At 74.1% G+C, this 22,460-nt stretch carries 21 protein-coding genes; 7 read left to right on the forward strand and 14 right to left on the reverse strand.

Annotated elements, in window-relative coordinates; all coding sequences use genetic code 11:
- The first annotated feature begins 53 nt into the window (after nucleotides 1-53).
- Both ACGFML_RS34935 and ACGFML_RS34940 read left to right on the forward strand, forming a co-directional pair.
- A complete protein-coding gene (locus tag ACGFML_RS34935; RefSeq protein ID WP_393549695.1) occupies nucleotides 54-1,604 on the forward strand; it encodes an aldehyde dehydrogenase (NADP(+)) in 1,551 nt (516 codons plus the stop codon).
- 5 nt (nucleotides 1,605-1,609) lie between these two features.
- On the forward strand, nucleotides 1,610-2,137 hold the full coding sequence (locus ACGFML_RS34940) for a GNAT family N-acetyltransferase (protein ID WP_393549696.1): 528 nt from the start codon (nucleotides 1,610-1,612) through the stop codon (nucleotides 2,135-2,137).
- Here the strand turns inward: ACGFML_RS34940 and ACGFML_RS34945 are convergent.
- Nucleotides 2,097-2,768: a class I SAM-dependent methyltransferase gene (locus ACGFML_RS34945; protein WP_393549697.1), complete on the reverse strand. Its 672-nt coding sequence runs from the start codon at nucleotides 2,766-2,768 to the stop codon at nucleotides 2,097-2,099. The two genes, ACGFML_RS34940 and ACGFML_RS34945, sit on opposite strands and share 41 nt — an antisense overlap.
- Nucleotides 2,769-2,869: 101 nt before the next feature.
- Between ACGFML_RS34945 and ACGFML_RS34950 the strand changes: the two genes are divergently transcribed.
- The 3 genes from ACGFML_RS34950 to ACGFML_RS34960 all read left to right on the forward strand — a co-directional run bounded on the left by ACGFML_RS34950 (nucleotide 2,870) and on the right by ACGFML_RS34960 (nucleotide 5,932).
- Complete coding sequence (locus ACGFML_RS34950) at nucleotides 2,870-3,574, forward strand: DsbA family oxidoreductase (RefSeq protein ID WP_393549698.1); 705 nt, start codon at nucleotides 2,870-2,872, stop codon at nucleotides 3,572-3,574.
- Nucleotides 3,575-3,656: 82 nt separating this feature from the next.
- Nucleotides 3,657-4,721 carry an aminotransferase class V-fold PLP-dependent enzyme gene (locus tag ACGFML_RS34955; RefSeq protein ID WP_393549699.1) on the forward strand — a complete coding sequence of 355 codons (1,065 nt, stop codon included), beginning with the start codon at nucleotides 3,657-3,659 and terminating at the stop codon, nucleotides 4,719-4,721.
- Between the two features lie 140 nt (nucleotides 4,722-4,861).
- Nucleotides 4,862-5,932, forward strand: coding sequence for an alkene reductase (locus ACGFML_RS34960; protein ID WP_393549700.1), 1,071 nt, complete (start codon nucleotides 4,862-4,864; stop codon nucleotides 5,930-5,932).
- A 76-nt stretch (nucleotides 5,933-6,008) separates the two neighbouring features.
- Here ACGFML_RS34960 and thpD read toward each other — a convergent pair whose 3' ends face one another.
- From thpD to ectA, 4 genes are all read right to left on the reverse strand, one after another.
- On the reverse strand, nucleotides 6,009-6,908 hold the full coding sequence (gene thpD / locus ACGFML_RS34965) for an ectoine hydroxylase (protein ID WP_393549701.1): 900 nt from the start codon (nucleotides 6,906-6,908) through the stop codon (nucleotides 6,009-6,011).
- Between the two features lie 95 nt (nucleotides 6,909-7,003).
- Nucleotides 7,004-7,420: an ectoine synthase gene (locus tag ACGFML_RS34970; RefSeq protein WP_393549702.1), complete on the reverse strand. Its 417-nt coding sequence runs from the start codon at nucleotides 7,418-7,420 to the stop codon at nucleotides 7,004-7,006.
- A gap of 75 nt (nucleotides 7,421-7,495) precedes the next feature.
- The gene (gene ectB / locus ACGFML_RS34975; RefSeq protein WP_393549703.1) at nucleotides 7,496-8,764 is read right to left on the reverse strand and encodes a diaminobutyrate--2-oxoglutarate transaminase; all 1,269 of its coding nucleotides are present in this window, start codon (nucleotides 8,762-8,764) and stop codon (nucleotides 7,496-7,498) included.
- Between the two features lie 158 nt (nucleotides 8,765-8,922).
- Nucleotides 8,923-9,489: a diaminobutyrate acetyltransferase gene (gene ectA / locus ACGFML_RS34980; protein ID WP_393549704.1), complete on the reverse strand. Its 567-nt coding sequence runs from the start codon at nucleotides 9,487-9,489 to the stop codon at nucleotides 8,923-8,925.
- A gap of 472 nt (nucleotides 9,490-9,961) precedes the next feature.
- On the opposite strand from ectA, the gene ACGFML_RS34985 reads away from it, so the two are divergent.
- Nucleotides 9,962-11,053, forward strand: a complete 1,092-nt coding sequence (locus ACGFML_RS34985) for an amidohydrolase family protein (RefSeq protein ID WP_393549772.1) — start codon at nucleotides 9,962-9,964, stop codon at nucleotides 11,051-11,053.
- A gap of 29 nt (nucleotides 11,054-11,082) precedes the next feature.
- Here ACGFML_RS34985 and ACGFML_RS34990 read toward each other — a convergent pair whose 3' ends face one another.
- Entirely contained in the window at nucleotides 11,083-12,075 is a 993-nt protein-coding gene (locus ACGFML_RS34990) for a bile acid:sodium symporter family protein (RefSeq protein WP_393549705.1), read from the reverse strand.
- 326 nt (nucleotides 12,076-12,401) lie between these two features.
- Between ACGFML_RS34990 and ACGFML_RS34995 the strand changes: the two genes are divergently transcribed.
- Nucleotides 12,402-13,352 (forward strand): SCO1860 family LAETG-anchored protein, encoded by a 951-nt coding sequence (locus ACGFML_RS34995; RefSeq protein WP_393549773.1) that lies wholly within the window; start codon nucleotides 12,402-12,404, stop codon nucleotides 13,350-13,352.
- 73 nt (nucleotides 13,353-13,425) lie between these two features.
- Here ACGFML_RS34995 and cobC read toward each other — a convergent pair whose 3' ends face one another.
- Genes cobC through ACGFML_RS35035 form a run of 8 tightly spaced genes read right to left on the reverse strand, consistent with a single transcriptional unit; the run spans nucleotide 13,426 to nucleotide 22,458 of the window.
- Nucleotides 13,426-14,574: an Rv2231c family pyridoxal phosphate-dependent protein CobC gene (gene cobC / locus ACGFML_RS35000; protein ID WP_393549706.1), complete on the reverse strand. Its 1,149-nt coding sequence runs from the start codon at nucleotides 14,572-14,574 to the stop codon at nucleotides 13,426-13,428.
- On the reverse strand, nucleotides 14,558-15,460 hold the full coding sequence (locus ACGFML_RS35005; protein ID WP_393549707.1) for a sirohydrochlorin chelatase: 903 nt from the start codon (nucleotides 15,458-15,460) through the stop codon (nucleotides 14,558-14,560). Before ACGFML_RS35005 ends, cobC begins: the two co-directional genes overlap by 17 nt.
- A complete protein-coding gene (locus tag ACGFML_RS35010; protein WP_393549708.1) occupies nucleotides 15,460-16,065 on the reverse strand; it encodes a cobalamin biosynthesis protein in 606 nt (201 codons plus the stop codon). The genes ACGFML_RS35005 and ACGFML_RS35010 overlap by 1 nt, the downstream gene beginning before the upstream one ends.
- Nucleotides 16,062-16,712, reverse strand: a complete 651-nt coding sequence (locus ACGFML_RS35015) for a VOC family protein (protein WP_393549709.1) — start codon at nucleotides 16,710-16,712, stop codon at nucleotides 16,062-16,064. The genes ACGFML_RS35010 and ACGFML_RS35015 overlap by 4 nt, the downstream gene beginning before the upstream one ends.
- Before the next feature lie 14 nt (nucleotides 16,713-16,726).
- The gene (locus tag ACGFML_RS35020) at nucleotides 16,727-18,121 is read right to left on the reverse strand and encodes a cobyrinate a,c-diamide synthase (RefSeq protein WP_393549710.1); all 1,395 of its coding nucleotides are present in this window, start codon (nucleotides 18,119-18,121) and stop codon (nucleotides 16,727-16,729) included.
- Between the two features lie 25 nt (nucleotides 18,122-18,146).
- Nucleotides 18,147-18,743, reverse strand: coding sequence for a cob(I)yrinic acid a,c-diamide adenosyltransferase (gene cobO, locus ACGFML_RS35025; protein ID WP_393549711.1), 597 nt, complete (start codon nucleotides 18,741-18,743; stop codon nucleotides 18,147-18,149).
- A complete protein-coding gene (locus tag ACGFML_RS35030; protein WP_393549712.1) occupies nucleotides 18,743-20,857 on the reverse strand; it encodes a putative cobaltochelatase in 2,115 nt (704 codons plus the stop codon). Before ACGFML_RS35030 ends, cobO begins: the two co-directional genes overlap by 1 nt.
- Nucleotides 20,857-22,458, reverse strand: coding sequence for a cobyric acid synthase (locus ACGFML_RS35035; protein WP_393549774.1), 1,602 nt, complete (start codon nucleotides 22,456-22,458; stop codon nucleotides 20,857-20,859). Before ACGFML_RS35035 ends, ACGFML_RS35030 begins: the two co-directional genes overlap by 1 nt.
- Nucleotides 22,459-22,460 lie beyond the last annotated feature (2 nt).

Below are 22,460 nucleotides of genomic sequence, written 5' to 3' on the forward strand. Positions count from 1 at the left end.
CATATCGAACGCTGTCCAGGGTGCGGCAAGACTTCGCCCGGGAGGAATGCACGGTGGCAACAGCGGTAGCAGCACCAGTCTGGAGTGTCGACCCCCGAACCGGGAAGCGGCGCGAACAGGTTGCGGTGGAAGCCACAGCGGCCGAAGTGGACCAGGCCGTCCGAGCCGCGCAGGAAGCCCACCCGGCCCTCGCCGACCGTACGGTGCGCGCCGCGCTGCTGCGCCGCGCCGCCGACCTGCTCGACGAGGCGGGCGAGGCGGTCATCGAGGCCGCCGACGCGGAGACCGCGCTCGGCCCCGGCCGGCTCACGGGCGAATTGGGCCGCACCACCTACCAGTTGCGGGCCTTCGCGGACATCGTGGACGAGGGCGCGTTCCTCGACGTACTGATCGACCACGCCGACCCCGCCCTCGCCCCGCCGCGGCCCGACCTACGCCGCTACAAGATCCCGCTGGGCGCCGTCGCGGTCTACGCCGCCTCCAACTTCCCGCTCGCCTTCTCCGTCCCCGGCGGCGACACGGCCAGCGCCCTGGCGGCCGGGTGCCCCGTCGTCGTCAAGGCCCACCCCGACCACCCGGCCACCTCCGAACTGTGCGCCGCGTTGCTGCGTCGCGCCGCCGCCGAGACCGGGCTGCCGGAGGGCGTGGTCGGCCTGGTGCACGGCTTCCAGGCCGGCATCGACCTGGTGCGCCACCCCCTGATCAGCGCCGCTGGATTCACCGGCTCGGTGCGCGGCGGCCGTGCCCTGTACGACGCGGCCGCGGCCCGCCCGCGCCCCATCCCCTTCCACGGTGAACTGGGCAGCCTCAACCCCGTGGTGATCACCGAGGCCGCGGTCGCGGAACGCGCAGAGGAGATCGGCGCCGGGCTGTGCGGCGCGACGACGCTCGGCGTCGGCCAGTTCTGCGTCAAGCCCGGACTCGTCCTGGCGCCCGCGGGCGAGCGGGGCGAGCAGCTGCTGACCTCGCTGACCGCGGCGGTCAGCGACACCGAGGCCGGGGTGCTGCTGGACCACCGGATGCGGGACGCGTTCCTCACCGGCGTCCGCGAACGGGCCCAGCTCCCCGACGTCCAGGCGCCGGTGACCCCGGGGGCGGGCGGCACGCACACGGTCAGCGCGGGCTTCCTCACCGTCCCGGCGTCCCGCCTCGCCGCCGAGGGGCCGCACGACCTCCTCCTGGAGGAGTGCTTCGGTCCGGTCACGGTCGTCGCCCGCTACGCCGACGAGGCCGAGATCGGCGCCGTACTCGCCCGGCTGCCCGGCAGCCTCTCCGCCACCCTCCAGCTCGGTGAGGCCGAGGCCGCCGGCACCGACGAGGCCGGACGCGGCGCCCGGCTGCTGGCCGAGGTCACCCCGCTCGCCGGCCGCGTCGTCGTCAACGGCTGGCCGACCGGCGTCGCGGTCGCACCCGCTCAGCACCACGGCGGCCCCTACCCGGCCACCACCTCCACCGCCACGTCCGTCGGCGGCACCGCGGTCGAACGATGGCTGCGCCCGGTCGCCTACCAGGACACCCCACCCGCGCTGCTCCCGCCCGAGCTGCACGAGGACAACCCGCTCGGCCTGCCGCGCCGGGTCGACGGCCGGCCCGAGGGCGGGTAGACACCGTGCCCTCCGCGACACAGCAGGCGGCGCTCCGGGTCCGCGCGGCGGCCCCCGCGGACCTGGCGGCGATCGCCCGCCTGCACGCCGCCGCCCGTGCGGCCTACCAGCGCGGCCGATTCCCGGACGTCCCCTTCGACATCCCGGCCGAACGGACCCGCCGGCACGCCGCCTGGGCGCGCCTCCTGGACCGCGACGACACCCCCGCGCTCTGCGCCCTACGGCAGGACACCGTCGTCGGCGCGGCCGCGTACCGCCGGGCGGTCGGGACCGCCGCCGTCACCCTGCACCAACTGCACGTCGACCCCGACCACTGGGGCACCGGCGTGGGCCGCGCCCTGCACGCCGCCTGCCTGCACGCCTGGCGTGCGGCGGGCTGTTCCCGGGCGGCCCTGGAGGTGCTGTGGCACAACCACCGGGCCCGCGCCTTCTACACCGGCCTCGGCTGGCGGCCCGACCCCGGGCGTCGCCCCGCACCGGACGCCAGCCACCTCAGCCTGACGCTGGCACTGACGGCTCCCGCCGCGCGATGAGCTGCAGCCGCCCCACGGTCCGGCCGTCCAGGGTGCCCACCGTGTCCTGCCGCTCCCGCACCACCGCGAACCCCGCCGCACGCACCAGCCCCCGCAGCCACTCCGGCGGGTGGTGGCGGAACACCCCGCCGTCCGGCGTCTCGAAGACCCCGTAGGTGCCGTGCCGCCGGGCGAACCGCTCGTAGCGCTCCCGGTTGGGCGGGTCGGTCTGCAGCGGCACATCGCTCAGATACAGCACCCCGCCGGGCCGCACCAGCCGTCCCAGTTCCCGCACGATCGCCCTCTGGTCCGCGTCCTGGGGCACACATGTCAGCACCGCGAACAGCAGTGCCGCGTCGAACGCCGCGTCCTCGAACGGCAGCGGAAACCCCGCCCACCGCAGCAGATCCGCCTCGGGGTGCTCCCGCCCTCCGCGCTCCACCAGCGCCGCGGAGAAGTCCACGCCGCGCACCGACCGGTACCCGAGGTCCGCCAGCTCGGCGGTCAGCCGCCCGTAGCCGCAGCCGTAGTCCAGGACGTGCGCGGGCCGCGGCACGAACCGGGTGAGCAGCTCCTCGTCGAGCGGATGGGTGAACGTCTTGGCGGCCCCGGTCGTCTCCCAGAACCCGTCCGCATCCTGTGGGGTGGTCATGCCCGGACCGTACCCGGGGAATAGCCCGGCGCCCCGGCACGTTGCACCGGCGTCCACCCATGCGGCCACAGCGCCACCGACAACGAGGTACGCAACTCCCCATGCGCGTCGAAATCTGGTCCGACATCGCCTGCCCCTGGTGCTACATCGGCAAGGCCCGCTTCGAGGCCGGGCTCGCCGCGTTCGCGGGGCGGGACGACGTCGAGGTGGTGCACCGCTCCTTCGAGCTGGACCCGAAGGCGCCGGCGGCCACGGACGTCCCGGTGCTCGACATGCTGGCCGCGAAGTACGGCGTCAGCCGTGCGCAGGCCGAGGAGATGGAGGCCCGGGTCGCCGACGCCGCGGCGTCGGAGGGGCTCGGCTACCGCTCCGACCGGATCCACGGCAACACCTTCGACCTCCACCGGCTGCTGCACCTGGCCACGGCGCACGGCGTCCAGGACGCGCTGCTCGGTGCTCTCTACCGCGCCAACTTCGCCGAGGCACGCCCGCTCGCCGACCCCGAGGTGCTCGTCAAGATCGCCGCCGCGGCCGGCGTCCCCGCCGACGAGGCCGCCCGGGTGCTGGCCGACCCCGGCGCGTACGCCCAGGAGGTGCGCGCCGACGAGCGGGAGGCGGCGGAGCTGGGCGCCACCGGCGTCCCCTTCTTCGTCATCGACCGGCGGTACGGCATCTCCGGCGGCCAGCCCGCCGAGGTCTTCCGGCAGGCGCTGGAGCAGGCCCACGCGGCGGACGCGGGGAGCATCCACCCGCCCGCCGAGGCGGACAGCTGCGACGACGACGGGTGCGCGGTACCGGGAGCCTGACCGCCGGGCCGCGCCGGCAGACCGCGCCCGGGCCGGGCCGGGCGTCATGGACGGGGCCCGGAGCATCCAGCAGAGTGAGGGTATGCAGCGACATGCGCCACTGGGCGGGGCGGAATTCGCGCCCGAGACGACGTATCTGAACACCGCCTCCAGCGGACTCCTCCCGCGCCGCAGCGCCGACGCCCTGCGCCGGGCCGTCGACGAATCCGCCTCCTACGGCACCATGGGCCGCGACTACTTCGGGCCGTCGGCGGCCTCCCGGGCCGCGTTCGCCCGGCTGCTGGACATCCCCGCGGAGCGGGTCGCGGTCGGCAGTTCGGTCGCGGTGCAGTCCGCCTTCGTCGCGGCCTCGCTGCCCCCGGGGTCCGAAGTGCTCGCCCCCGAGGGCGACTTCAGCTCCCTGGTCAACCCGTTCGCCGCGCACCCCGGGATCAGGCTGCGGACCGTACCGCTCGAGGCACTGGCAGAGGAGGTCCGGCCGGGCACCGCGCTGGTCGCGTTCAGCGCGGTGCAGTCGCTGGACGGCCGGATCGCCGACCTGGCGGGCGTACGGGAGGCCGCGCGGACCCACGGCGCGCGCACCTACCTCGACGCCACCCAGGCCGCCGGCTGGCTGCCGCTGCGCGCCGTCGAATGGGACTTCCTGGCCTGCGGCGCCTTCAAGTGGCTGCTGTGCCCGCGGGGCACGACGTTCATGGCGTTCGGGGACGGAGCCGGCGCGGGTCCCGCCGCCCGGCCCGAGGCGCGCCACGCGGGCTGGGTGGCCGGCGAGGACCTCGACGCCTCCAACTACGGCATCCTGCGGCCGGCCGCCACCGCCCGCCGGTACGACGAACCGCACGCGCACTTCTCCTATGTCGCGGCCGAACGGTCGCTGGCCCTCTTGGAGGAGCTCGGCGTGGCCGCCGTCCACGCACACAACACCGCGCTGGCCGACCGCTACCGCGCGGGGCTGGCCGAACGGGGGCTGCTGCCGCGCCCCGCGCCCGGCTCCGCGATCGTCTCCACGCCGGGCCTCACGGACGCGGCGGCCCGACTGGCCGAGGCGGGCGTCCTGGTCTCGGTCCGCGAGGGTCTGCTGCGTGCGGCCTTCCACCTGTACAACTCCACCGACGACGTGGACCGGCTGCTCAAGCTCATCGGGTAGGGCGGCGGACCCTGGGCGCATCGGAGGCGCCGGGCGGGAATGCGGGGGGCGGCCGGAGCGCCGGAACAGGTGTCGTCGATCATGGTCGGTGATCCACGCCATCATGCCCCCCGTACCGAGCAGCAGTTGAGAGGCCATCAATGACCACCGGGTTCGACCCCCTGGACCTTGCCGGGATCCCGCTCGCCAACCGCATCGTCATGGCGCCGATGACCCGCAACCGCGCCACCCAGGGGGGCGGGGTGCCGACCGACTCGATGGTCGCCTACTACGCCCAGCGCGCCACCGCCGGCCTGATCATCACCGAGGGCGCCCAGACCACCGTCGTCGGCCAGGGCTACCCCTTCACCCCGGGGCTGCACACCGCCGAACAGGTCGCCGGCTGGCGCCGGGTGACGGACGCCGTGCACGAGGCGGGCGGCCGGATCTTCGCGCAGCTGTGGCACGGCGGCCGGGTGGGCCATCCGGTGGTGCTGCCGGACGGCCTGATCCCCGTGGGCCCCTCGCCGGTGGCGGCCGACTGCCAGGTCTTCACCGAGGAGGGGATGAAGGACTGCGTCGTCCCGCACGAGCTGACCGACGCCGAGATCCGCACCACCGTCGCGGAGTTCGCCACCGCCGCCCGCAACGCCGTCGAGGCGGGATTCGACGGTGTGGAGATCCACGGCGCCAACGGCTATCTGGTGCACCAGTTCCTGGCACCCAACAGCAACCTGCGTACCGACGCCTGGGGCGGTGACACCGAGGGCCGGATCCGCTTCGCGGTGGAGGTCACCCGGGCGGTGGCCGAAGCGGTCGGCGCGCACCGCACCGGCCTGCGGCTCTCGCCCGGCAACCCCTTCAACGGCATCGACGAGCCGGCCCCCGAACCCCTCTACACCGCGCTGCTGCAGGCCGTCGAACCACTGGGCCTGGCCTATCTGCACGTCTGCGACGTACCGGACCGCGACCTGCTGGCCCGGCTGCGCGAGCACTTCACCGGCACGTTCGTCCTCAACCCGGCCAACGACGGCCGCCCCACCGGCATCGAGGACCTGGGCCTGATCGAGGACGGCAGCGCCGACCTGCTGGCCTTCGGCCGGCAGTTCCTGGCCAACCCCGACCTGCCACGGCGCCTGGCACTCGGCGGGCCCTTCAACACCCCCGAGCGGGAGAGCTTCTACGGCGGCGACGACACCGGATACCTCGACTATCCGGCCCTGGCGGTCTGACGCCCGCTCCGGCACGACTCAGCGCGGCCGCCGCACAGACCCTGCTGTGCGGCGGCCACCGTGCCGGTTCTTCCGGTCACCTCACCGGCGTGAAGTCCCGGGCACCGATGTACTCCGGACGCCGCACCGGCGCCTCGAACGGCTCCACCGCGGTGTTCTCCACGCTGTTGAACACGATGAAGACGTTGCTGCGCGGGTAGGGCGTGATGTTGTCGCCGGATCCGTGCATGGCGTTGCAGTCGAACCACGTCGCCGAGCCGGCCTTGCCGGTGAAGAGACGGATGCCGTGCTGGTCCGCCATCTTCGTCAGCACCTCGTCCGACGGGATGCCCGCGTCCTGCATCTGCAGCGACCGCTTGTAGTTGTCCTTCGGCGTCGCACCCTCACAGCCCACGAAGTGCCGGTGTGAGCCGGGCATGATCATCAGGCCGCCGTTGGTGTCGTAGTTCTCCGTCAGCGCGATGGAGACCGACACCGTGCGCATGTTCGCCAGTCCGTCCTCGGCGTGCCATGTCTCGAAGTCCGAGTGCCAGTAGAAGCCGGAAGCACCGAAGCCCGGCTTCACGTTGATCCGGGACTGGTGGACGTAGACGTCCGAGCCCAGGATCTGCCGCGCGCGACCCACCACGCGCGGGTCGGAGACCAGCTTGGCGAACACCTCGCTGATCTTGTGCACCTCGAAGACCGACCGGACGCTCCCCGACCTCTTCTCGACGATGGAGCGCGGGTCGGCGCGCATCGTCGGGTCGTGGACGAGCCGGTCCAGTTCGGCGCGGTACACCGCGACTTCCTCCGCGGTGAGCAGTTCCCCGATGGCGAAAAAGCCGTCGCGTTCGAAGTCGCTCAGCTCGGACGGCGCGAACGGGCCGGCCGTTCCGGGCTGCGACCACACCACCGGGTCCTTCCGCGGGGTGATGACCTCGGCGGTCCCACGGGTCGGGTACAGGTCGGCGATGCGCTCGGGTGCGGTGGTCATGGTGTTGCCTTCCTCTCCTCTCGTACGTGCTCTCTGTTTCGTGCTGGTGCTGCGGGCCTTCCTCGGCTGCCGGACGGGGACAGGAGGGCGGCGTCTCAGACCGTCTCGGGCTCCGTCTCGGGTTCGGTGAGAAGCGGGTAGACCCCGTTCTCGTCGTGGTCCTCGCGGCCGGTGACCGGCGGGTTGAAGACACAGACGCAGCGGAAGTCTTCCTTGATCCGCATGGTGTGCTTCTCGTGACCGTCGAGCAGGTACATCGTGCCCGGGGTGATCACGTGCTTCTCGCCGGTCTCGTCGTTGGTGAGCTCCGCCTCACCCTCTACGCAGAGTACGGCTTCGATGTGGTTCGCGTACCACATCGACGTCTCGGTTCCTGCATACAGGGTGGTCTCGTGCAGAGAGAAGCCGACGCGCTCCTTGGCGAGCACGATGCGCTTGCTCTCCCACGTGCCGGACTTGGCCTTGACGTGGCGGTCGGTGCCTTCGATGTCCTGGAAGGATCGGACGATCACGGTGGTCGGTGCCTTTCTGTGAAACGTGAAGGAGCACTGGGCCGGCCGGGTGTCCCGGCCGGCCCAGCAGGTGGATCAGGCGCAGTCGCGGACCGCGCGGGCGAGGGTGCGCAGACCCTCGTCCAGCTCCTCTGGTGTGGTCGTCAGCGCCGGAAGCAGCTTGACGACCTCGCTCTCCGGGCCGGAGGTCTCGATCAGCAGACCCAGCTCGAAGGCGCGCTTGGCGATCTTTCCGGCGAGGCTCTTGTCGACGCACTCCAGACCCCACACCAGACCGCGGCCGCGGTACTCGGCGATGGCTTCGGGGTGCTCCTCGACGATGGCCTTCAGGTGCGACTCGACGATCTCGCCGCGGGCGATGGTCTGCTTCTCCATCTGGCCGTCGGCCCAGTACGTGTCGAGCGCGGCGGCGGCGGTGACGAAGGCCGGGTTGTTGCCGCGGAAGGTGCCGTTGTGCTCGCCCGGCTCCCACACGTCCAGCTCCGGCTTGAACAGGGTGAGGGCGAGCGGCAGGCCGTAGCCGCTGATGGACTTCGAGACGGTGACGATGTCCGGCACGATGCCCGCCTCCTCGAAGGAGAAGAAGGCACCGGTGCGGCCGCAGCCCATCTGGATGTCGTCCACGATGAGCAGCATGTCGCGGCGCTCGCACAGGTCGGCGAGGGCACGCAGCCACTCGGCGCGGGCGACGTTGATGCCGCCCTCGCCCTGCACGGTCTCGACGATCACCGCGGCCGGGGTGTTGAGACCCGAGCCCTGGTCCTCCAGCAGCCGCTCGAACCACAGGAAGTCCGGGTAGGCGCCGTCGAGGTAGTTGTCGAAGGGCATCGGGGTGCCGTGCACCAGCGGGATGCCGGCGCCGGCGCGCTTGAAGGCGTTGCCGGTGACGGCGAGCGAGCCCAGCGACATGCCGTGGAAGGCGTTGGTGAAGGACACGATCGACTCGCGGCCCTTGACCTTACGGGCCAGTTTCAGCGCGGCCTCGACCGCGTTGGTGCCCGTCGGCCCCGGGAACATGACCTTGTAGGGCAGGTCGCGCGGCCGCAGGATGGTGTTCTGGAACGACTCCAGGAACGCCCGCTTGGCCGTGGTCGACATGTCCAGGCCGTGGGTGACGCCGTCCCGCTCGATGTAGTCGATCAGGGCGCGTTTGAGGACCGGGTTGTTGTGGCCGTAGTTGAGCGATCCGGCGCCGGCGAAGAAGTCGAGGTACGTGTGGCCGTCCTCGTCGGTCATCCGGCTGCCCTGCGCACGGTCGAACACGGTCGGCCAACCGCGGCAGTAGCTGCGGACCTCCGACTCCACGGTTTCGAAGACGCTCAGGTCGGGCTGGGTGATGGTCACAGCATGCTCCAGGGAGATGAGTGGCGAAGGAAGATCGAAGTCTGTGGGGGACGGGCGGGCCGGTGGTGTCACGGGGGTGTCACCTCAGGTGTGCCGGTTCCGCCTGCCGTAGGGGGCATGGGCCGGCGCGGCGCTCGGCGGCCGCGCTCGGCGGGTCGTCAGTGCGGGCGTCCCGGTGGAGGGTCGAACGGGCCGATGAGGTGCAGCACCTCCGGCTCGTGACCCTGCTCGGGGAAGAGCCCGGCGTCGAAGAGCACGTCACGCTGCAGCCCTGCGCCGTGGCGCTCGGCGAACGAGGCGAACAGCCGCATGGACGCGGCGTTGTCCGGCGTGATGGTGGTCTCGACGTGACGGATGCCCAGTTCGCGTACGGCGCGGGTCGTCAGCCCGTCCAGCAGCGCGGCCGCCAGCCCCTGGCCGCGGTGCGCGTCGTCGACGGCGACCTGCCAGACGACGAGGGTCTCCGGGTGCTCGGGGCGTATGTAGCCGGTGACGAAGGCTGCCGGCTCGCCCTCCGCGTCGCGTGCGACGACGGAGGTGGCGGCGAAGTCCCGACACCACAGCAGGTAGCTGTAGGAGGAGTTGAGGTCCAGAGTCCTGGAGTCGCGGGCGATGCGCCAGATTGCGGCCCCGTCCTCCATACGTGGGGTGTCGAGCTTGAAGCCCTCCGGCAATTCCTTGATATCGCTGCGGGCACCTGCATGGTCTGCTTGTGCGGCGGTCATGGGAATTAAATTTACCGAGGGAAAAAGGAAAATGCATCGCGAGCAGGGGTTACATGGACGGGCCTTGTATGTTATCGCGCGGGTGCGTACGAGCGCGCGATCCGGTTGCAGAATGTACCGATTTGCCTGGGAAGTTTGGGGTAAAACGGACACGTTGTGTAGTCGGTCACAGGTCCGTAACGCCCTTGAGACCCGTCCGAATTCTGATACTTGCCGCTAGCGGAATCTTGGCGTTTGAGGTGCGGAAAAGCGGGCAGAAGAATACGGGAAGCTGTGTTCCTGAAGAATTGGGAATTCGCAACCGGAAGGCCGCCGCAAGGCGTGCGGGAAGAAAATCCGGGTAACCGACAGAAGCTTCCGGTGAATCCGGCGACCGAATAGGGCGGCGGAGCGGGCGGGCCGGTCGGGGCGAGCGAGGTCCCGGCGAGGCCGGTGCCCGTGGGGCGCCGCATAGGGTGCCGGTATGACGTCCATGAGTGAAGGTGCGGTGCTGCACCTCAAGGGGAGGGTCCTGGCGGGACCGGACGAGGTGCGCGACGAGCTCTGGGTTCTCGGCGGTCGGGTGACATTCGAACGGCCGAACGGGGCGTCGGAGGTCACCACCGTCGAGGGCTGGGTGCTGCCGGGCCTCGTCGACGCGCACTGCCACGTCGGCCTGGACGCGCACGGCCCGGTGGATGCCGAGACCAGCGAGAAGCAGGCGCTCACCGACCGTGACGCCGGGACGCTGCTGATCCGCGACGCAGGGTCACCCTCCGACACCCGCTGGGTCGACGACCGCGAGGACCTGCCGCGGATCATCCGCGCCGGCCGCCACATCGCCCGCACCAAGCGCTACATCCGCAACTACGCGCACGAGATCGAGCCCGCGGACCTGGTCGCCCATGTCGCCCGGGAGGCCCGGCGCGGCGACGGCTGGGTCAAGCTCGTCGGCGACTGGATCGACCGCTCCACCGGCGATCTGAGCGCCTGCTGGCCGAGCGGCGAGGTCGAGGCGGCGATCGCCGAGGCGCACCGGCTGGGCGCCCGTGTGACGGCCCACTGCTTCGCGGAGGAGACCCTCGCCCCGCTCGTCGAGGCCGGTATCGACTGCATCGAGCACGCCACGGGCCTGACCGAGGACACCATCCCGCTGTTCGCCGAGCGGGGCGTCGCCATCGTCCCCACGCTGGTCAACATCGCCACGTTCCCGCGGCTCGCGGACGGCGGGGAGGAGAAGTTCCCGAAGTGGGCCGACCACATGCGCCGGCTCCACGCCCGCCGCTACGACACCGTACGGGCGGCCTACGACGCCGGTGTCCCCGTCTACGCCGGCACCGACGCCGGCGGCTCGCTGCCGCACGGCCTGATCGCCGACGAGGTCGCCGAGCTGATGAAGGCCGGCCTGCCCGTCGAGGCCGCCCTCTCCGCCACCACCTGGGGCGCCCGGGAGTGGCTCGGCCGCCCCGGCCTCACCGAGGGCGCCCCCGCGGACCTGGTCGTGTACGAGGCGGACCCGCGGGCCGACGTCCGGGTGCTGGCGGCGCCGCGGCTGGTGGTGCTGCGCGGGCGGGTGGTGGGCTGAGGGAGGCGGCGGGGCGGCCCCGTGCGAGGCTAGCCGGCCCGGCGGGCCGAGCGGGCCATCCAGGCCGCCACCACCGCGCCCGAGACGTTGTGCCAGACCGAGAAGACCGCGGCGGGCAGCGCCGCCGCCGGGCTGAAGTGCGCGGAGGCGAGCGAGGCGGCGAGGCCGGAGTTCTGCATGCCGACCTCGAAGGCCATCGCGCGGCTGGCGGGCCTGCCCAGCCGGGCGAGCTTGCCCGCGGCGTAGCCCAGCGCCAGCCCGAGCCCGTTGTGCAGCACGACGGCGAGCAGTACCAGCGCCGCCGCGTCCTTGATCGCCGCAGCGCTCCCGGACACCACGACCAGCACGATCACCGCGATGGTGAGGGCCGAGACCCACGGCAGGACGCGCAGCAGCCGGTCGACGAACCGGCCGGCGACGATCCGCACGGCCAGCCCGGCGAGCACCGGGAACAGCACCGTCTTGAGGATGTCGGTCACCATCACGCCGGCGTCCACGTCCAGGAACCGGCCGGCGAGCAGCAGCGTCAGCGGGGGCGTGATCAGCGGCGCGAGCACGGTGGACACGGTCGCCACCGACACCGAGAGGGCCACGTCGCCACGGGCCAGAAAGGTGACGACGTTGGACGCGGTCCCGCTGGGTGCGCAGCCGACCAGGATCACCCCGGCCGCCAGCTGCGGCGGCAGGTCCAGCGCCGTCGCGATCAGCCAGCCGAGCCCCGGCATGATCACGTAGTGGGCGACCAGCCCGAGCCCCACCGCCCACGGGCGCTTGGCCACCGCCGTGAAGTCCGGCGGGGTCAGCGTCAGCCCCATCGAGAACATCACCACGCCCAGCAGCCAGGGCACCCCGGGTGCCCAGCCGGTGAAGTGCGCGGGCCACAGCAGCCCCACCGCACCGGCGGCGATCACCAGCAGGGGGAAGAGCGTGACCGCCCGGCGGGCGGCGCGGTCGGAGGAGGGGAGGTCGCTGGGCGGCGCGGGATGCTGCCTGGGGGCCTGGTTCGTCTGCTCGGTCGACACGGCGGCACCCTAGCCGCCGTCTTCATGTACGGGACAACGAATTCCGCATAGTGGACCGGTCAACCCCGGTCTTCGCAGGTCGCCCGCGCGGTGGGACGGCTGGGGTTCGGGTGATGTGCCGTGCCGGAGGAATCGAATGAACAGGCGGAAACCACCCCTTGGAGTGAACTCACGTCGCGTGGCTGCCCGTTCACCCTCGGTGCGTACACGATGTGCGGGTCGAGGTCGTCGGCGCGCGTGATGTCCCCCATTGGCGCGGCCGGCGGCTCCAATTCTCTTGTGGGGGTTCCACTCACGTGTCCACCAGATCCACCAGTACCTTCGGCATGCCCCGACGGCTCGCCGCGACCTTCGTCGCCGCCGCCCTCACGGCCGGTTCCGCAGTCCTGGCGGCCACCGCGCCCGCGTATGCCACCGGTGACCACGGCGCCCACGGCACGTCCGGTGCCGTCGTGCTCCGCACCGGACTGGACGTCGGGCTGCTCAACAAGACGCTCGATGTGCCGCTGAACACGGTCCTCAACGACGTGCACGCACCGGCCTCCGCCGACCGGACGACGCTCACCGTCGATCTGGACGGCATCAACCAGGGCCGCCCCTTCAGCGTGCTGCGCGCGGACGTCGCCACCGCGCGGGCCACCGCCGACCGTCGCAAGGCCGAGGGCTACGCCCACCTCGTACACGCGAAGGTGCACGTCCCCGGCCTCGGGGCGCTCTCCCTGATCGAGGTCCAGCAGGTCACCTCCCGTGCGGTGTGCGAGGCGGGCAAGCAGCCGCGGGCCGAGTCGAACGTGCTCGGCGGCGTGCGCGTGCTGGGCAAGCAGGTCACGCTGCGCGCGGGCGGCACGACGGACGTCAAGGTGCCCGGGGTGGGCGAGGTGCGGCTCGACCTGTCGAAGCGGAGCGTGACGGGCCGGAGCGCCGCGGCGACCGCGCTGGAACTCAAGGTCGCGGTCAACCCGCTGAAGCTGAACGTCGCCGACGTCCGGGGGCGGGTCACGCTCGCGCAGGCCACCTGCACGGCGCCGCGCGCCACGGCACCCGACCCGGGCGGCTCCGGCGGCGCGACCGGCGGCGATTCGGGCGGCGGCAGCACGGGCGGCACCCAGGCGGACGCCCCCGGCTCCCACCCCGCCACGCAGAACCTCGCCGAGACCGGCGGCAGTTCGGCCACCCCGTATCTCGCCGGCGGCGCGGCCCTGCTGCTCGCCGCGGGCGCCGGATCGGTCGTCTGGTCCCGTCGGCGCCGCACCACCGCGGCCGGGAGCCGCGGCTGACGGACCCGTACCCGGTGCGGTGCCGTGGGGGCGCCGGACACGGGTACGGCCGGGGCGCACCGCACGGTGCGCCTCATCCCCTCCGGGGCGGCGACGAGGCGTGGTGACGCGCCGCCCCGGAGGGGGCCACGGGCCGGGCCGCGGCGCGGACCTCGGCCAGTACGGAGGCGAGCGCCGCCACGAACCGGTCGGTGGTGGCGCGGTCCCGGACCGCGAGCCGCAGCCAGTCGGGACCCAGCCCGGGGAAGGTGTCCCCGCGGCGCACGGCGAAGCCGCGCGTCCGCAGCCCTGCCCGGACCGCCGCCGCGTCCGGCACCCGGACCAGCACGAACGGGCCCTCGGCCGGGCCGGCGGCCGTCAGCGCCGCGAACTCGCCCAGCCGGGACAGCAGATGGTCCCGGTCCCGGGCGATCTCCTCGGCCGCCGCGGCCGCCTCCGCCAGCGCGCGCGGCGTGGAGCAGGCCCCGGCCGCGGCCAGGGCCGGGCTGGACACCGGCCACAGGGGCTGCGCCCGCTCCAGGGCGGCGACGGTGTCCGGCGCGGCCAGCACATAGCCGATCCGCAGCCCCGCGAGCCCCCAGGTCTTGGTGAGGCTGCGCAGCACGACCAGCCCCGGCAGATCCCTGCGGCCGGCCAGCGACGCCCGCTCCCCGGGCACCGCGTCCATGAACGCCTCGTCGACCACGAGTGTCCGCCCCGGCCTGGCCAGCCGGGCCAGGGTCTCGGCGGGATGCAGCACGGAGGTGGGGTTGGTGGGGTTGCCGACGACGACGAGGTCGGCGTGCTCGGGGACCGCGTCCGGGTCCAGCCGGAAGCCGGACCGTTCGCTCAGCAGCACCCGTTCGACCGTGTGGCCGGCGTCCCGCAGGGCCGCCTCGGGCTCGGTGAACTGCGGGTGCACCACGACCGGTGCCACCGCCCGGACGGCGCGCGCGAGCAGCACGAACGCCTCCGCGGCGCCCGATGTCAGCAGCACCCGCTCCACCGGCAGCCCGTGCCGCGCGGCGACCGCCCGGCGCGCCGCGCGGCCGTCCGGATACGTGGCCAGGCCGTCCAGCGACGCGGCGATCTCGGTCTTGAGCCAGGCCGGGGGAGTGCCGGCCCGGACGTTGACCGCCAGGTCCGTCAGCCCGGCGTCCGCCCCCCGGACCTCGGCGTCGCCGTGGTGGCGCAGGTCGGGCTCGTGCGCCGCCGCGGCCGCGGCCTCAGCGTGCGTCCGCATGGCCGCCCCGCCCGCCGGTCGCTGTCGGCAGCGACGCGCCGCCGAGGCCCCGGGCGTCCTCCGCCGCCGCCCGGGAGCCGTCCGGCGCGCCGCCCGCCACCAGCGCGTGATAGCGCTCCATGACCACCTCGGCCACCTCGGACGTCGCCCCGATCACCTCGGCGCCGACCACCTCGGTGTCCGGGTGCACCGCGGCCCAGCCCTCGGCCTGCATCCGCAGGCGCTCCAGCGGCCCGCCGGCGAAGAAGAAGTACGGCAGCACCACGATCCGGCGCGCCACACCGGCCTGCGCGGTCAGTGCGGCGAGCGCTCTGCACCGGTCCAGCCCGGCCGGGACGTCGGGCGCCGCCTGGGTGACGAACGCGCTCTCCACGCCCGCGAAGCCCCGCCCCTCCCACAGCAGCCGCGCGGCCCGTACCACCTCGGCGTTGGCGTACGGGTCGGCCGACCCGCGCCCCACCAGCAGCACCGTCGTGCGGGCCCGGTCCCGGGGCGTGCGGGCGCCGCCGCCCAGCGCCTCCTCCAGCCGCCGCTCCAGCACTCCCAGCAGCTTGGGGTGCACACCCTGCTCGGCGCCGCAGAGGTAGCGGAGCCCGGGATGCCGCCCGGCTGCCCGCTCCAGCGCGGCGGGCAGCGGCTCGGCCATCGGCCCGGTGGGTGCCAGCAACAGGGGTACGGCGGCGAGCCGGGTCACGCCCCGCCCGGCGAGCGCGTCGACGGCGTCGTCCAGCGGCAGCGGCGAGTCCGCTGCGCCGAAGAACCCGCCGGCGACGGGCACTTCGGGGTGGCGCTCGCCGAGCACGCGCACCAGCGTGCGCAGGGCCTCGGCCCCGCCTTCGTCACGGGTGCCGTGACCGGCGATGAGCAGTGCGGGAGGGGTGGTCACTAGGTCTCCTTGGTACCGGTGGTTTCCCTGTCGGGCGCCTCGTCGCCGACGACCGTCGTCCGCCGATCCGGCCCACGGCGGGGCGGGTTGGGGAAGCTCATGACGATATCGGCAGCGGCGGCGGGAGCGGCGGGCGCTCCCTCCCTACCAGCGGTAACGACACCGCTGAGTGTTACCGGCACCGCGGCGAGCGCGCACGTCGCCCGCGCCGGCCGCCCCGCGGGCGCCGACTTCCGCTTGCCGGCGATCAGTTCGGCGCCCGGCCCGGCGGCCAGCAGCGCGGCCGCCTCGGCGACGCTCGGCGTGCCCACGGCGGCGCGTACCGCCGCGGACGGATCCGCCCCCCGCACGGTCGCCAGCGCCGCCGCCGGATACGACCGCAGCGGCACCCCGAGCCGCCGCGCCGCCCCGATCAGCCCCGGCTCCGCCGCCCGGGCCGTCACCGTCGCGAGCGTCGCGACCGGCCGGTCCGCGCACCCCGCCGCCGCGAGCGTGGCCGTGATCAACTCCAGGACCTCGGAGACCGGGACACCGCGGCTCGCGCCCACCCCCACGACCAGCGGCGCGGCACCCTCGCCGGCATCGCCGGCCGCCCGGCGCGTCACAGTGCGACGGCTCCCCGGCCGAAGGCCACCCGGCCGTGCCGCCCTGCCAGCACCGCGGTCAGCCGGACCTCGGGCCCGGCGGTGACCGGTCCGCCCGGCCAGCGGGCGCCGAGCGCCGCCCAGGCGGCCCGCACCCCGGCCGGATCGGGATGCGTCGCGGACAGCGAGACCAACGGCAGCACCGGCAGCCGGCTGCCGGACGGATGCGGGGCGGTGCCCCAGTCCAGCAGGAACGGCGTCGCCTGCTCGCCCGCCCCCGGCGGCGTCAACTGCCAGGCGATGCGGCGGCCGTCCGGTGCGAGCCGGGACATGGCCACCGGGTCGCCCGGATCGTGGCCCCGGGCCCGTGCCGCGGCCACCCGATCGGCGATGGCGGTGACGTGGACCGCCCAGGTGACCAGCCGCGGCCCGGTCAGCGCGTCGATCCCGAACCAGCGGGGCCCGGCCGGCGCGGGCTGCGCCGGATCGGGCCCGATGATCTCGAAGTACGCCCCGCCGCCCAGGCCCAGCAGATGGTTGCAGGTGCCCTTGCCCGGATGGCTGCCGCCGCGCACCGGCCGCACGCCGGTCAGTTCGGCGACCTCGGCGACCGTGCGGTCGAGGTCGGGGGTGGCGTACACGAGATGGTCCAGGGCCGCGTCCGCCACCGTCTCTCCTCCTGTCATCGGACGGCGTCCGGCGCCGCCGCGTGCCGCGCCGCGCTCCGCACCAGCCGGGCGGCCAGCGACGGCTCGGCCGCCCAGTGCACATGCAGATACGAGGCGTGCACCCCGGCGTGGACGAAGCCCTCCAGCCGTCGCTCGGGATGTGTCATGCCCCAGGCCGCAGAGGCGCCCGCACCCGGCTCCAGGACCGTGCGGTGGAACTCGTGGCCGCGCACCCGCGTCCCGGCCACGGCCAGCGCGTTGTCCTCCAGTGCCACCGCCTCGCGGTAGCCCAGCGTGAGCCGCTCCGTCATCCGTGCGTCGGCGGGCAGCACCCCGCACATCGGCCGGCCGTCTATGGACCGGGAGAGATACAGCAGCCCCGCACACTCGGCGGAGACCGGAGCGCCCGTGGCGCACAGCCGGGCCACCTCGGCACGCAGCGGTGCGTTCGCCGACAGGTCCGGCGCGTACACCTCGGGGAAGCCGCCGCCGATCACCAGGCCCTGGGCCCCGGGCGGCAGTCGCTCGTCGCGCAGCGGGTCGAAGGGGGCCACATCGGCGCCCGCGGCGGCCAGCAGCTCGGCATGCTCGGCGTACGAGAAGGTGAACGCGGCGCCGCCGGCGACCGCGATCAGCGGCCGGCCGCCGGGGCCCACCTCCGGCGCGGCCACCTCGGCCGCCGGGTCCCACGGCGCGTCCGGCAGTGGCGGCACGCCGCGCGCCAGCGCCAGCAGCGCTTCGAGATCGCAGCCCGCGCGCACCCGCGCGGCCAGCTCCCGCACCGACTCGACCGCCTCGGCGCGGCGCTCGGCCACCGGCACCAGGCCCAGGTGCCGGGACGGCGTACGGGCCTGCTGGGTACGGCGCAGCGCGCCCAGCACCGGCACCCCGGAGGAGTCCATCGCCTCGCGCAGCAGCTCTTCGTGGCGGTCCGAGCCGACCTTGTTGAGGATGACCCCGGCCAGCCGTACCTCCGGGTCCCAGGAGGCGAAGCCGTGCACCAGCGCGGCCACCGACCGCGACTGCGACGAGGCGTCCACGACCAGCACGACGGGCGCCCGCAGCACCTTCGCCACCTGCGCCGTCGACGACAGCTCACCCATCCCGGACGCGCCGTCGAACAGGCCCATCACGCCCTCGACCAGCGCCAGGTCCGCGCCCGCCGCACCGTGCAGGAACAGCGGCGCGATCCGGTCCGGGCCGCACAGATAGGCGTCCAGGTTGCGGCCGGGCCGGCCGGTGGCCAGGGAGTGGTACCCCGGATCGATGTAGTCGGGCCCCACCTTGTGCGGCGACACCGCAAGGCCCGCCTCCGCGAACGCCGCCATCAGGCCGGTGGCCACCGTCGTCTTGCCCGCGCCCGAGGACGGTGCGGCGATCACCAGCCGCGGGATCGCGCCACCGTTCATGCCCGGCTCACCGTTCGTGCCCGGCTCACCATTCGATGCCCCGCTGGCCCTTCTGGCCCGCGTCCATCGGGTGCTTGACCTTCGTCATGTCCGTCACCAGGTCCGCGAAGTCCAGCAGCGGCTCGGGGGCGCCCCGCCCGGTGATGACGACGTGCTGGGTGCCGGGGCGGTCGCGCAGCACGGAGACCACCTCGTCGGTGTCGATCCAGCCCCACTTCAGCGGGTACGCGAACTCGTCCAGCACCAGCAGCTTGTACGTCTCGGCGGCCAGATCCCGCTTGACCTGCTCCCAGCCCTCGCGCGCCGCGTCCTCGCTGGAAGCGATGTCGCGCTGCACCCAGGACCAGCCCTCGCCCATCTTGTGCCAGGCGACGCTGCCGCCCTCGCCGGATTCGCCGAGCACCTTCAGCGCCCGCTCCTCCCCGACCTTCCACTTCGCCGACTTCACGAACTGGAAAACACCGACCGGCCAGCCCTGGTTCCATGCCCGCAGCGCCAGCCCGAAGGCTGCGGTGGACTTGCCCTTGCCCTGGCCCGTGTGGACGAAGACCAGCGGACGGTTGCGGCGCTGACGCGTGGTGAGCCCGTCGTTCGGTACGGCGGACGGCTGTCCTTGTGGCATTACGCGGCCTTCCTGTTGGGGTGAACGAGGCCGTGCGGATGAACGGGCTTGCCCTGCACGGTCCGTACGAGCGCGGAGACGTTGTCCGCGCGCAGTTCGTCGAGGGTGACGGCGGTGCCCTGCAGCGCCGCGGCCAGCTCGCCGGCCAGGCCCAGCCGGACCGGCCCCGCCTCGCAGTCCACGACCACCGAAGCGGTGCCCTGCGCGGCCAGCAGCCCCGCCGCGCGGCGGGCCCGCACCAGCGGCTCCGGCCCGCCGGTCGCCCGACCGTCCGTCACGACCACCAGCAGCGGGCGCCGCGTGGCATCGCGCAGCCGTTCCACCCGCAGTACCTCGTGGGCCCGCAGCAGCCCCTCCGACAGCGGCGTCCGGCCGCCCGTCGGCAGCTGCTCCAGCCGTGCCGCACCCGCCTCGACCGAGGAGGTCGGGGGCAGCGCCAGCTCGGCGCCCTTCCCCCGAAAGGTGATCATGCCGATCTTGTCCCGCCGCTGGTAGGCGTCCATCAGCAGCGACAGCACCGCGCCCTTGACCGCGCCCATCCGCTTGCGTGCGGCCATCGAGCCGGAGGCGTCCACGACGAACAGCACCAGATTGCCCTCGCGGCCCTCGCGCACCGCCTCGCGCAGATCGTCCCGGCGCACCACCAGCCCCCGCCCGCTCCGGCCGCGCGCCCGCTGGTGCGGCGCCGCGGCCTGGACCGTCGCCGCCAGGTGCAGCTTCCCCAGGGCGCCCCGGGGACGCCGGGCCCCGGTGGTACGGCCGTGCGCGGTACGGGCCCGGGACCGGCGCCCGTCGGCGCCCTCGCCCAGGCCCGGCACGTCCAGCCGTCGGGTACGGAACGGGTCGGCGGCGCCGACGGCGGCCTGCTGGGCCGCGGGCGCGGCGGCGGGCTGCTCGGTCTCGGCGGGCCGCTGCTCGGGGAGCGGCCCCGCCTCGTCGCCGTCCGCCTCCGGAGCGGACGGCGGTGTCTGCTCGCGGGGCTCCTGCTGCCCGCCGTCCTGCGGCGGCGCACCGCCGCCGGGGCCGGGCCCGTCCGGGCCGCCGCCGGGACCGTCGGGACCGTCGTCCGGGCCCTCCGGCTCGGGCTCCGGGTCGTCCCCGCCGCCGGACTCCTCCAGCGTCTCGTCCAGCTTGTCCTCGTCCAGGCCGGGGGCGTCGAACGGGTTGCGGCGCCTGCGGTGCGGCAGCGCCAGCAGCGCGGCCTGCCGCACATCCTCCGAGCGCACCTCGGACCGTCCCGCCCAGGCGGCCAGGGCAGTGGCCGTCCGGGCCATCACGATGTCCGCCCGCATGCCGTCCACCTCGAACGCGGCGCAGGTCGCGGCGATCTGCCGCAGCGCCGCATCACCGAGCCGGACGGACGGCAGCAGGCCCCGGGCCGCGGCGATGCGGTCGCGCAGCGCCGCCTCCTCCTCGGCCCAGCTCCCGGCGAAGGCGGCCGGATCGTCGTCGTACGCCAGCCTGCGCCGCACCACCTCGACCCGCTGCTCCGGCTCGCGCGAGGCCGCGACCTCGACGGTCAGCCCGAACCGGTCCAGCAACTGGGGCCGCAGCTCGCCCTCTTCGGGGTTCATGGTGCCGACGAGGAGGAAGCGGGCGGCGTGCCGCACCGAGACGCCCTCGCGCTCCACGTAGGACGCGCCCATGGCGGCGGCGTCCAGGAGAAGGTCCACCAGATGGTCGTGCAGCAGGTTGACCTCGTCGACGTACAGCACCCCGCGGTGCGCGTCGGCCAGCAGGCCGGGCTCGAAGGACTTCACACCGTCCGACAGCGCCCGTTCGATGTCCAGCGCGCCCACCAGGCGGTCCTCGGAGGCGCCGACGGGGAGTTCGACCATCCGCGCCGGGCGCCGCTCCCCGGCGTCCGCCGCGTGGGGGCCGTCGGGGCAGCCCGGGTCGGGCGCCCCGGGGGCGCAGGAGAAGCGGCAGCCGCCGACGACGTCGACGTCGGGCATCAGCGCCGTCAGGCCACGCACCATCGTCGACTTCGCGGTGCCCTTCTCACCCCGGACGAGCACCCCGCCGATGGCCGGTGAGATCGCGTTCAGCAGCAGGCCGAGCCGCATGTCGTCCATCCCGACGACCGCGGTGAACGGATAGGAGACCGATGCCATTAACGGGTACCCCCTTCAAGGGAATTGCTGTGGTCGGACGCGTCAAGTGGGCGGGGCGCCCCGGGCGGCACGAACGGCAGCCCCGCGGGCACCCCCTTCTCGATCAGCCGCAGCAGCGCGTCCGTGTCCGCGTGCTCCTCGATCAGATCGCCGAGCCGGTCCAGCTGCTCCTCGCGCAGCGCACCGAAGCTGGTGTCGGGGGCCGGTACGAACGCCCGGCCCGCGTCGGCCGCCACCCGGCGCAGGAACGCCCGCCGGAAGCCGTCGCTCTCCAGCGAGCCGTGCCAGTGGGTGCCCCAGACGGCGCCGGTCCGGCAGCCGTCCAGGCTGTTTCCCCGGCCGTCGGAGAAGAACGCCTCGCCGCCGGTCACCTCGGCCACGCCGTGGTGGATCTCGTACCCCTCCACCGGCTCGCCGAGCGCCTCACCGGACGGCCGGGCCAGCGTCTTACCGACCGCGAAGCGCACCCGCACCGGCAGCAGTCCCAGGCCGTCGACCTCGCCGGCCCGCGACTCGACCGCGTCCTCGATGTGCTCGCCGAGCATCTGGAAGCCGCCGCAGATGCCCAGCACCGGGCGCCCCTCGGCGGCCCGCCGGGCGATGGCGTCGGCCAGCCCGCGCTCGCGCAGCCACTGCAGGGCCCGGACCGTGCCGCGGGTGCCGGGCAGGACCACCAGGTCCGCGTCCACCAGCTCCTCGGCGCGGTCCACGAAGCGCACCACGACGCCCGGCTCGGCGGCCAGCGCGTCCACGTCCGTGAAGTTGGACATCAGGGGGACCGCACACACCGCGACCCGCAGCACGTCCGCGCCGACCGGCGGAGCCACCACCGACTCGCGGACCGCGCCGCGCAGCGACACCCGCAGCCCGTCCTCCTCGTCGATGCCCAGGCCGTGCGCGTACGGCAGGACGCCCAGCGTCGGCCGGCCGCTCAGCTGCCGCATCATCTCCAGCCCGGGCTCCAGCAGGCTCACGTCGCCCCGGAACTTGTTGACGAGATACCCCGCCACCAGCTCCTGGTCCTCGCGCGAGAGCAGCGCCGTGGTCCCGAAGAAGGAGGCGAAGACGCCGCCGCGGTCGATGTCCCCGACGATCACGACGGGCAGCCGGCCGGCCCGCGCGATGCCCATGTTCACGATGTCGGTGCGGCGCAGATTGATCTCGGCGGGGCTGCCGGCCCCCTCGCAGATCACCGCGTCATGGGTGCGCCGCAGCTCGGTCAGGCAGTCGGTCACCGTGCCGAGCAGCTGTTCCTGCCGTCCCGCGTGGTAGCCGCGCGCACTGAGCTCGCCCACCGGCTTGCCCAGCAGCACCACCTGGCTGCTGCGGTCGCTGCCCGGCTTGAGCAGTACGGGGTTCATCAGCGCGGTCGGCTCCACCCGCGCCGCGGCCGCCTGCATCGCCTGCGCCCGCCCGATCTCCGCCCCCTCGCGCGTCACGAAGGAGTTGAGCGACATGTTCTGCGCCTTGAACGGCGCCACGCGCACGCCCTGCCGGGCCAGCCAGCGGCAGATGCCCGCCGTCACCACGCTCTTGCCCGCGTCGGACGTCGTACCGGCCACCAGCAGACCACCGCCGAGGGCCGGAGCCGCTCCCGTCATGT

Origin of the sequence: Streptomyces sp. NPDC048650, assembly GCF_043199095.1 — a bacterium.
Lineage (GTDB): Bacteria > Actinomycetota > Actinomycetes > Streptomycetales > Streptomycetaceae > Streptomyces.

Coding starts and splice junctions, on each gene's coding strand:
- ACGFML_RS34945 (WP_393549697.1), bottom strand. CDS start 2,768: ATGACCACCCCACAGGATGCGGACGGGTTCTGGGAGACGACCGGGGCC.
- ACGFML_RS34950 (WP_393549698.1), top strand. CDS start 2,870: ATGCGCGTCGAAATCTGGTCCGACATCGCCTGCCCCTGGTGCTACATC.
- ACGFML_RS34955 (WP_393549699.1), top strand. CDS start 3,657: ATGCAGCGACATGCGCCACTGGGCGGGGCGGAATTCGCGCCCGAGACG.
- ACGFML_RS34960 (WP_393549700.1), top strand. CDS start 4,862: ATGACCACCGGGTTCGACCCCCTGGACCTTGCCGGGATCCCGCTCGCC.
- thpD (WP_393549701.1), bottom strand. CDS start 6,908: ATGACCACCGCACCCGAGCGCATCGCCGACCTGTACCCGACCCGTGGG.
- ectA (WP_393549704.1), bottom strand. CDS start 9,489: ATGACCGCCGCACAAGCAGACCATGCAGGTGCCCGCAGCGATATCAAG.
- ACGFML_RS34985 (WP_393549772.1), top strand. CDS start 9,962: ATGAGTGAAGGTGCGGTGCTGCACCTCAAGGGGAGGGTCCTGGCGGGA.
- ACGFML_RS34995 (WP_393549773.1), top strand. CDS start 12,402: ATGCCCCGACGGCTCGCCGCGACCTTCGTCGCCGCCGCCCTCACGGCC.
- cobC (WP_393549706.1), bottom strand. CDS start 14,574: ATGCGGACGCACGCTGAGGCCGCGGCCGCGGCGGCGCACGAGCCCGAC.
- ACGFML_RS35020 (WP_393549710.1), bottom strand. CDS start 18,121: ATGAACGGTGGCGCGATCCCGCGGCTGGTGATCGCCGCACCGTCCTCG.
- cobO (WP_393549711.1), bottom strand. CDS start 18,743: ATGCCACAAGGACAGCCGTCCGCCGTACCGAACGACGGGCTCACCACG.
- ACGFML_RS35030 (WP_393549712.1), bottom strand. CDS start 20,857: ATGGCATCGGTCTCCTATCCGTTCACCGCGGTCGTCGGGATGGACGAC.
- ACGFML_RS35035 (WP_393549774.1), bottom strand. CDS start 22,458: ATGACGGGAGCGGCTCCGGCCCTCGGCGGTGGTCTGCTGGTGGCCGGT.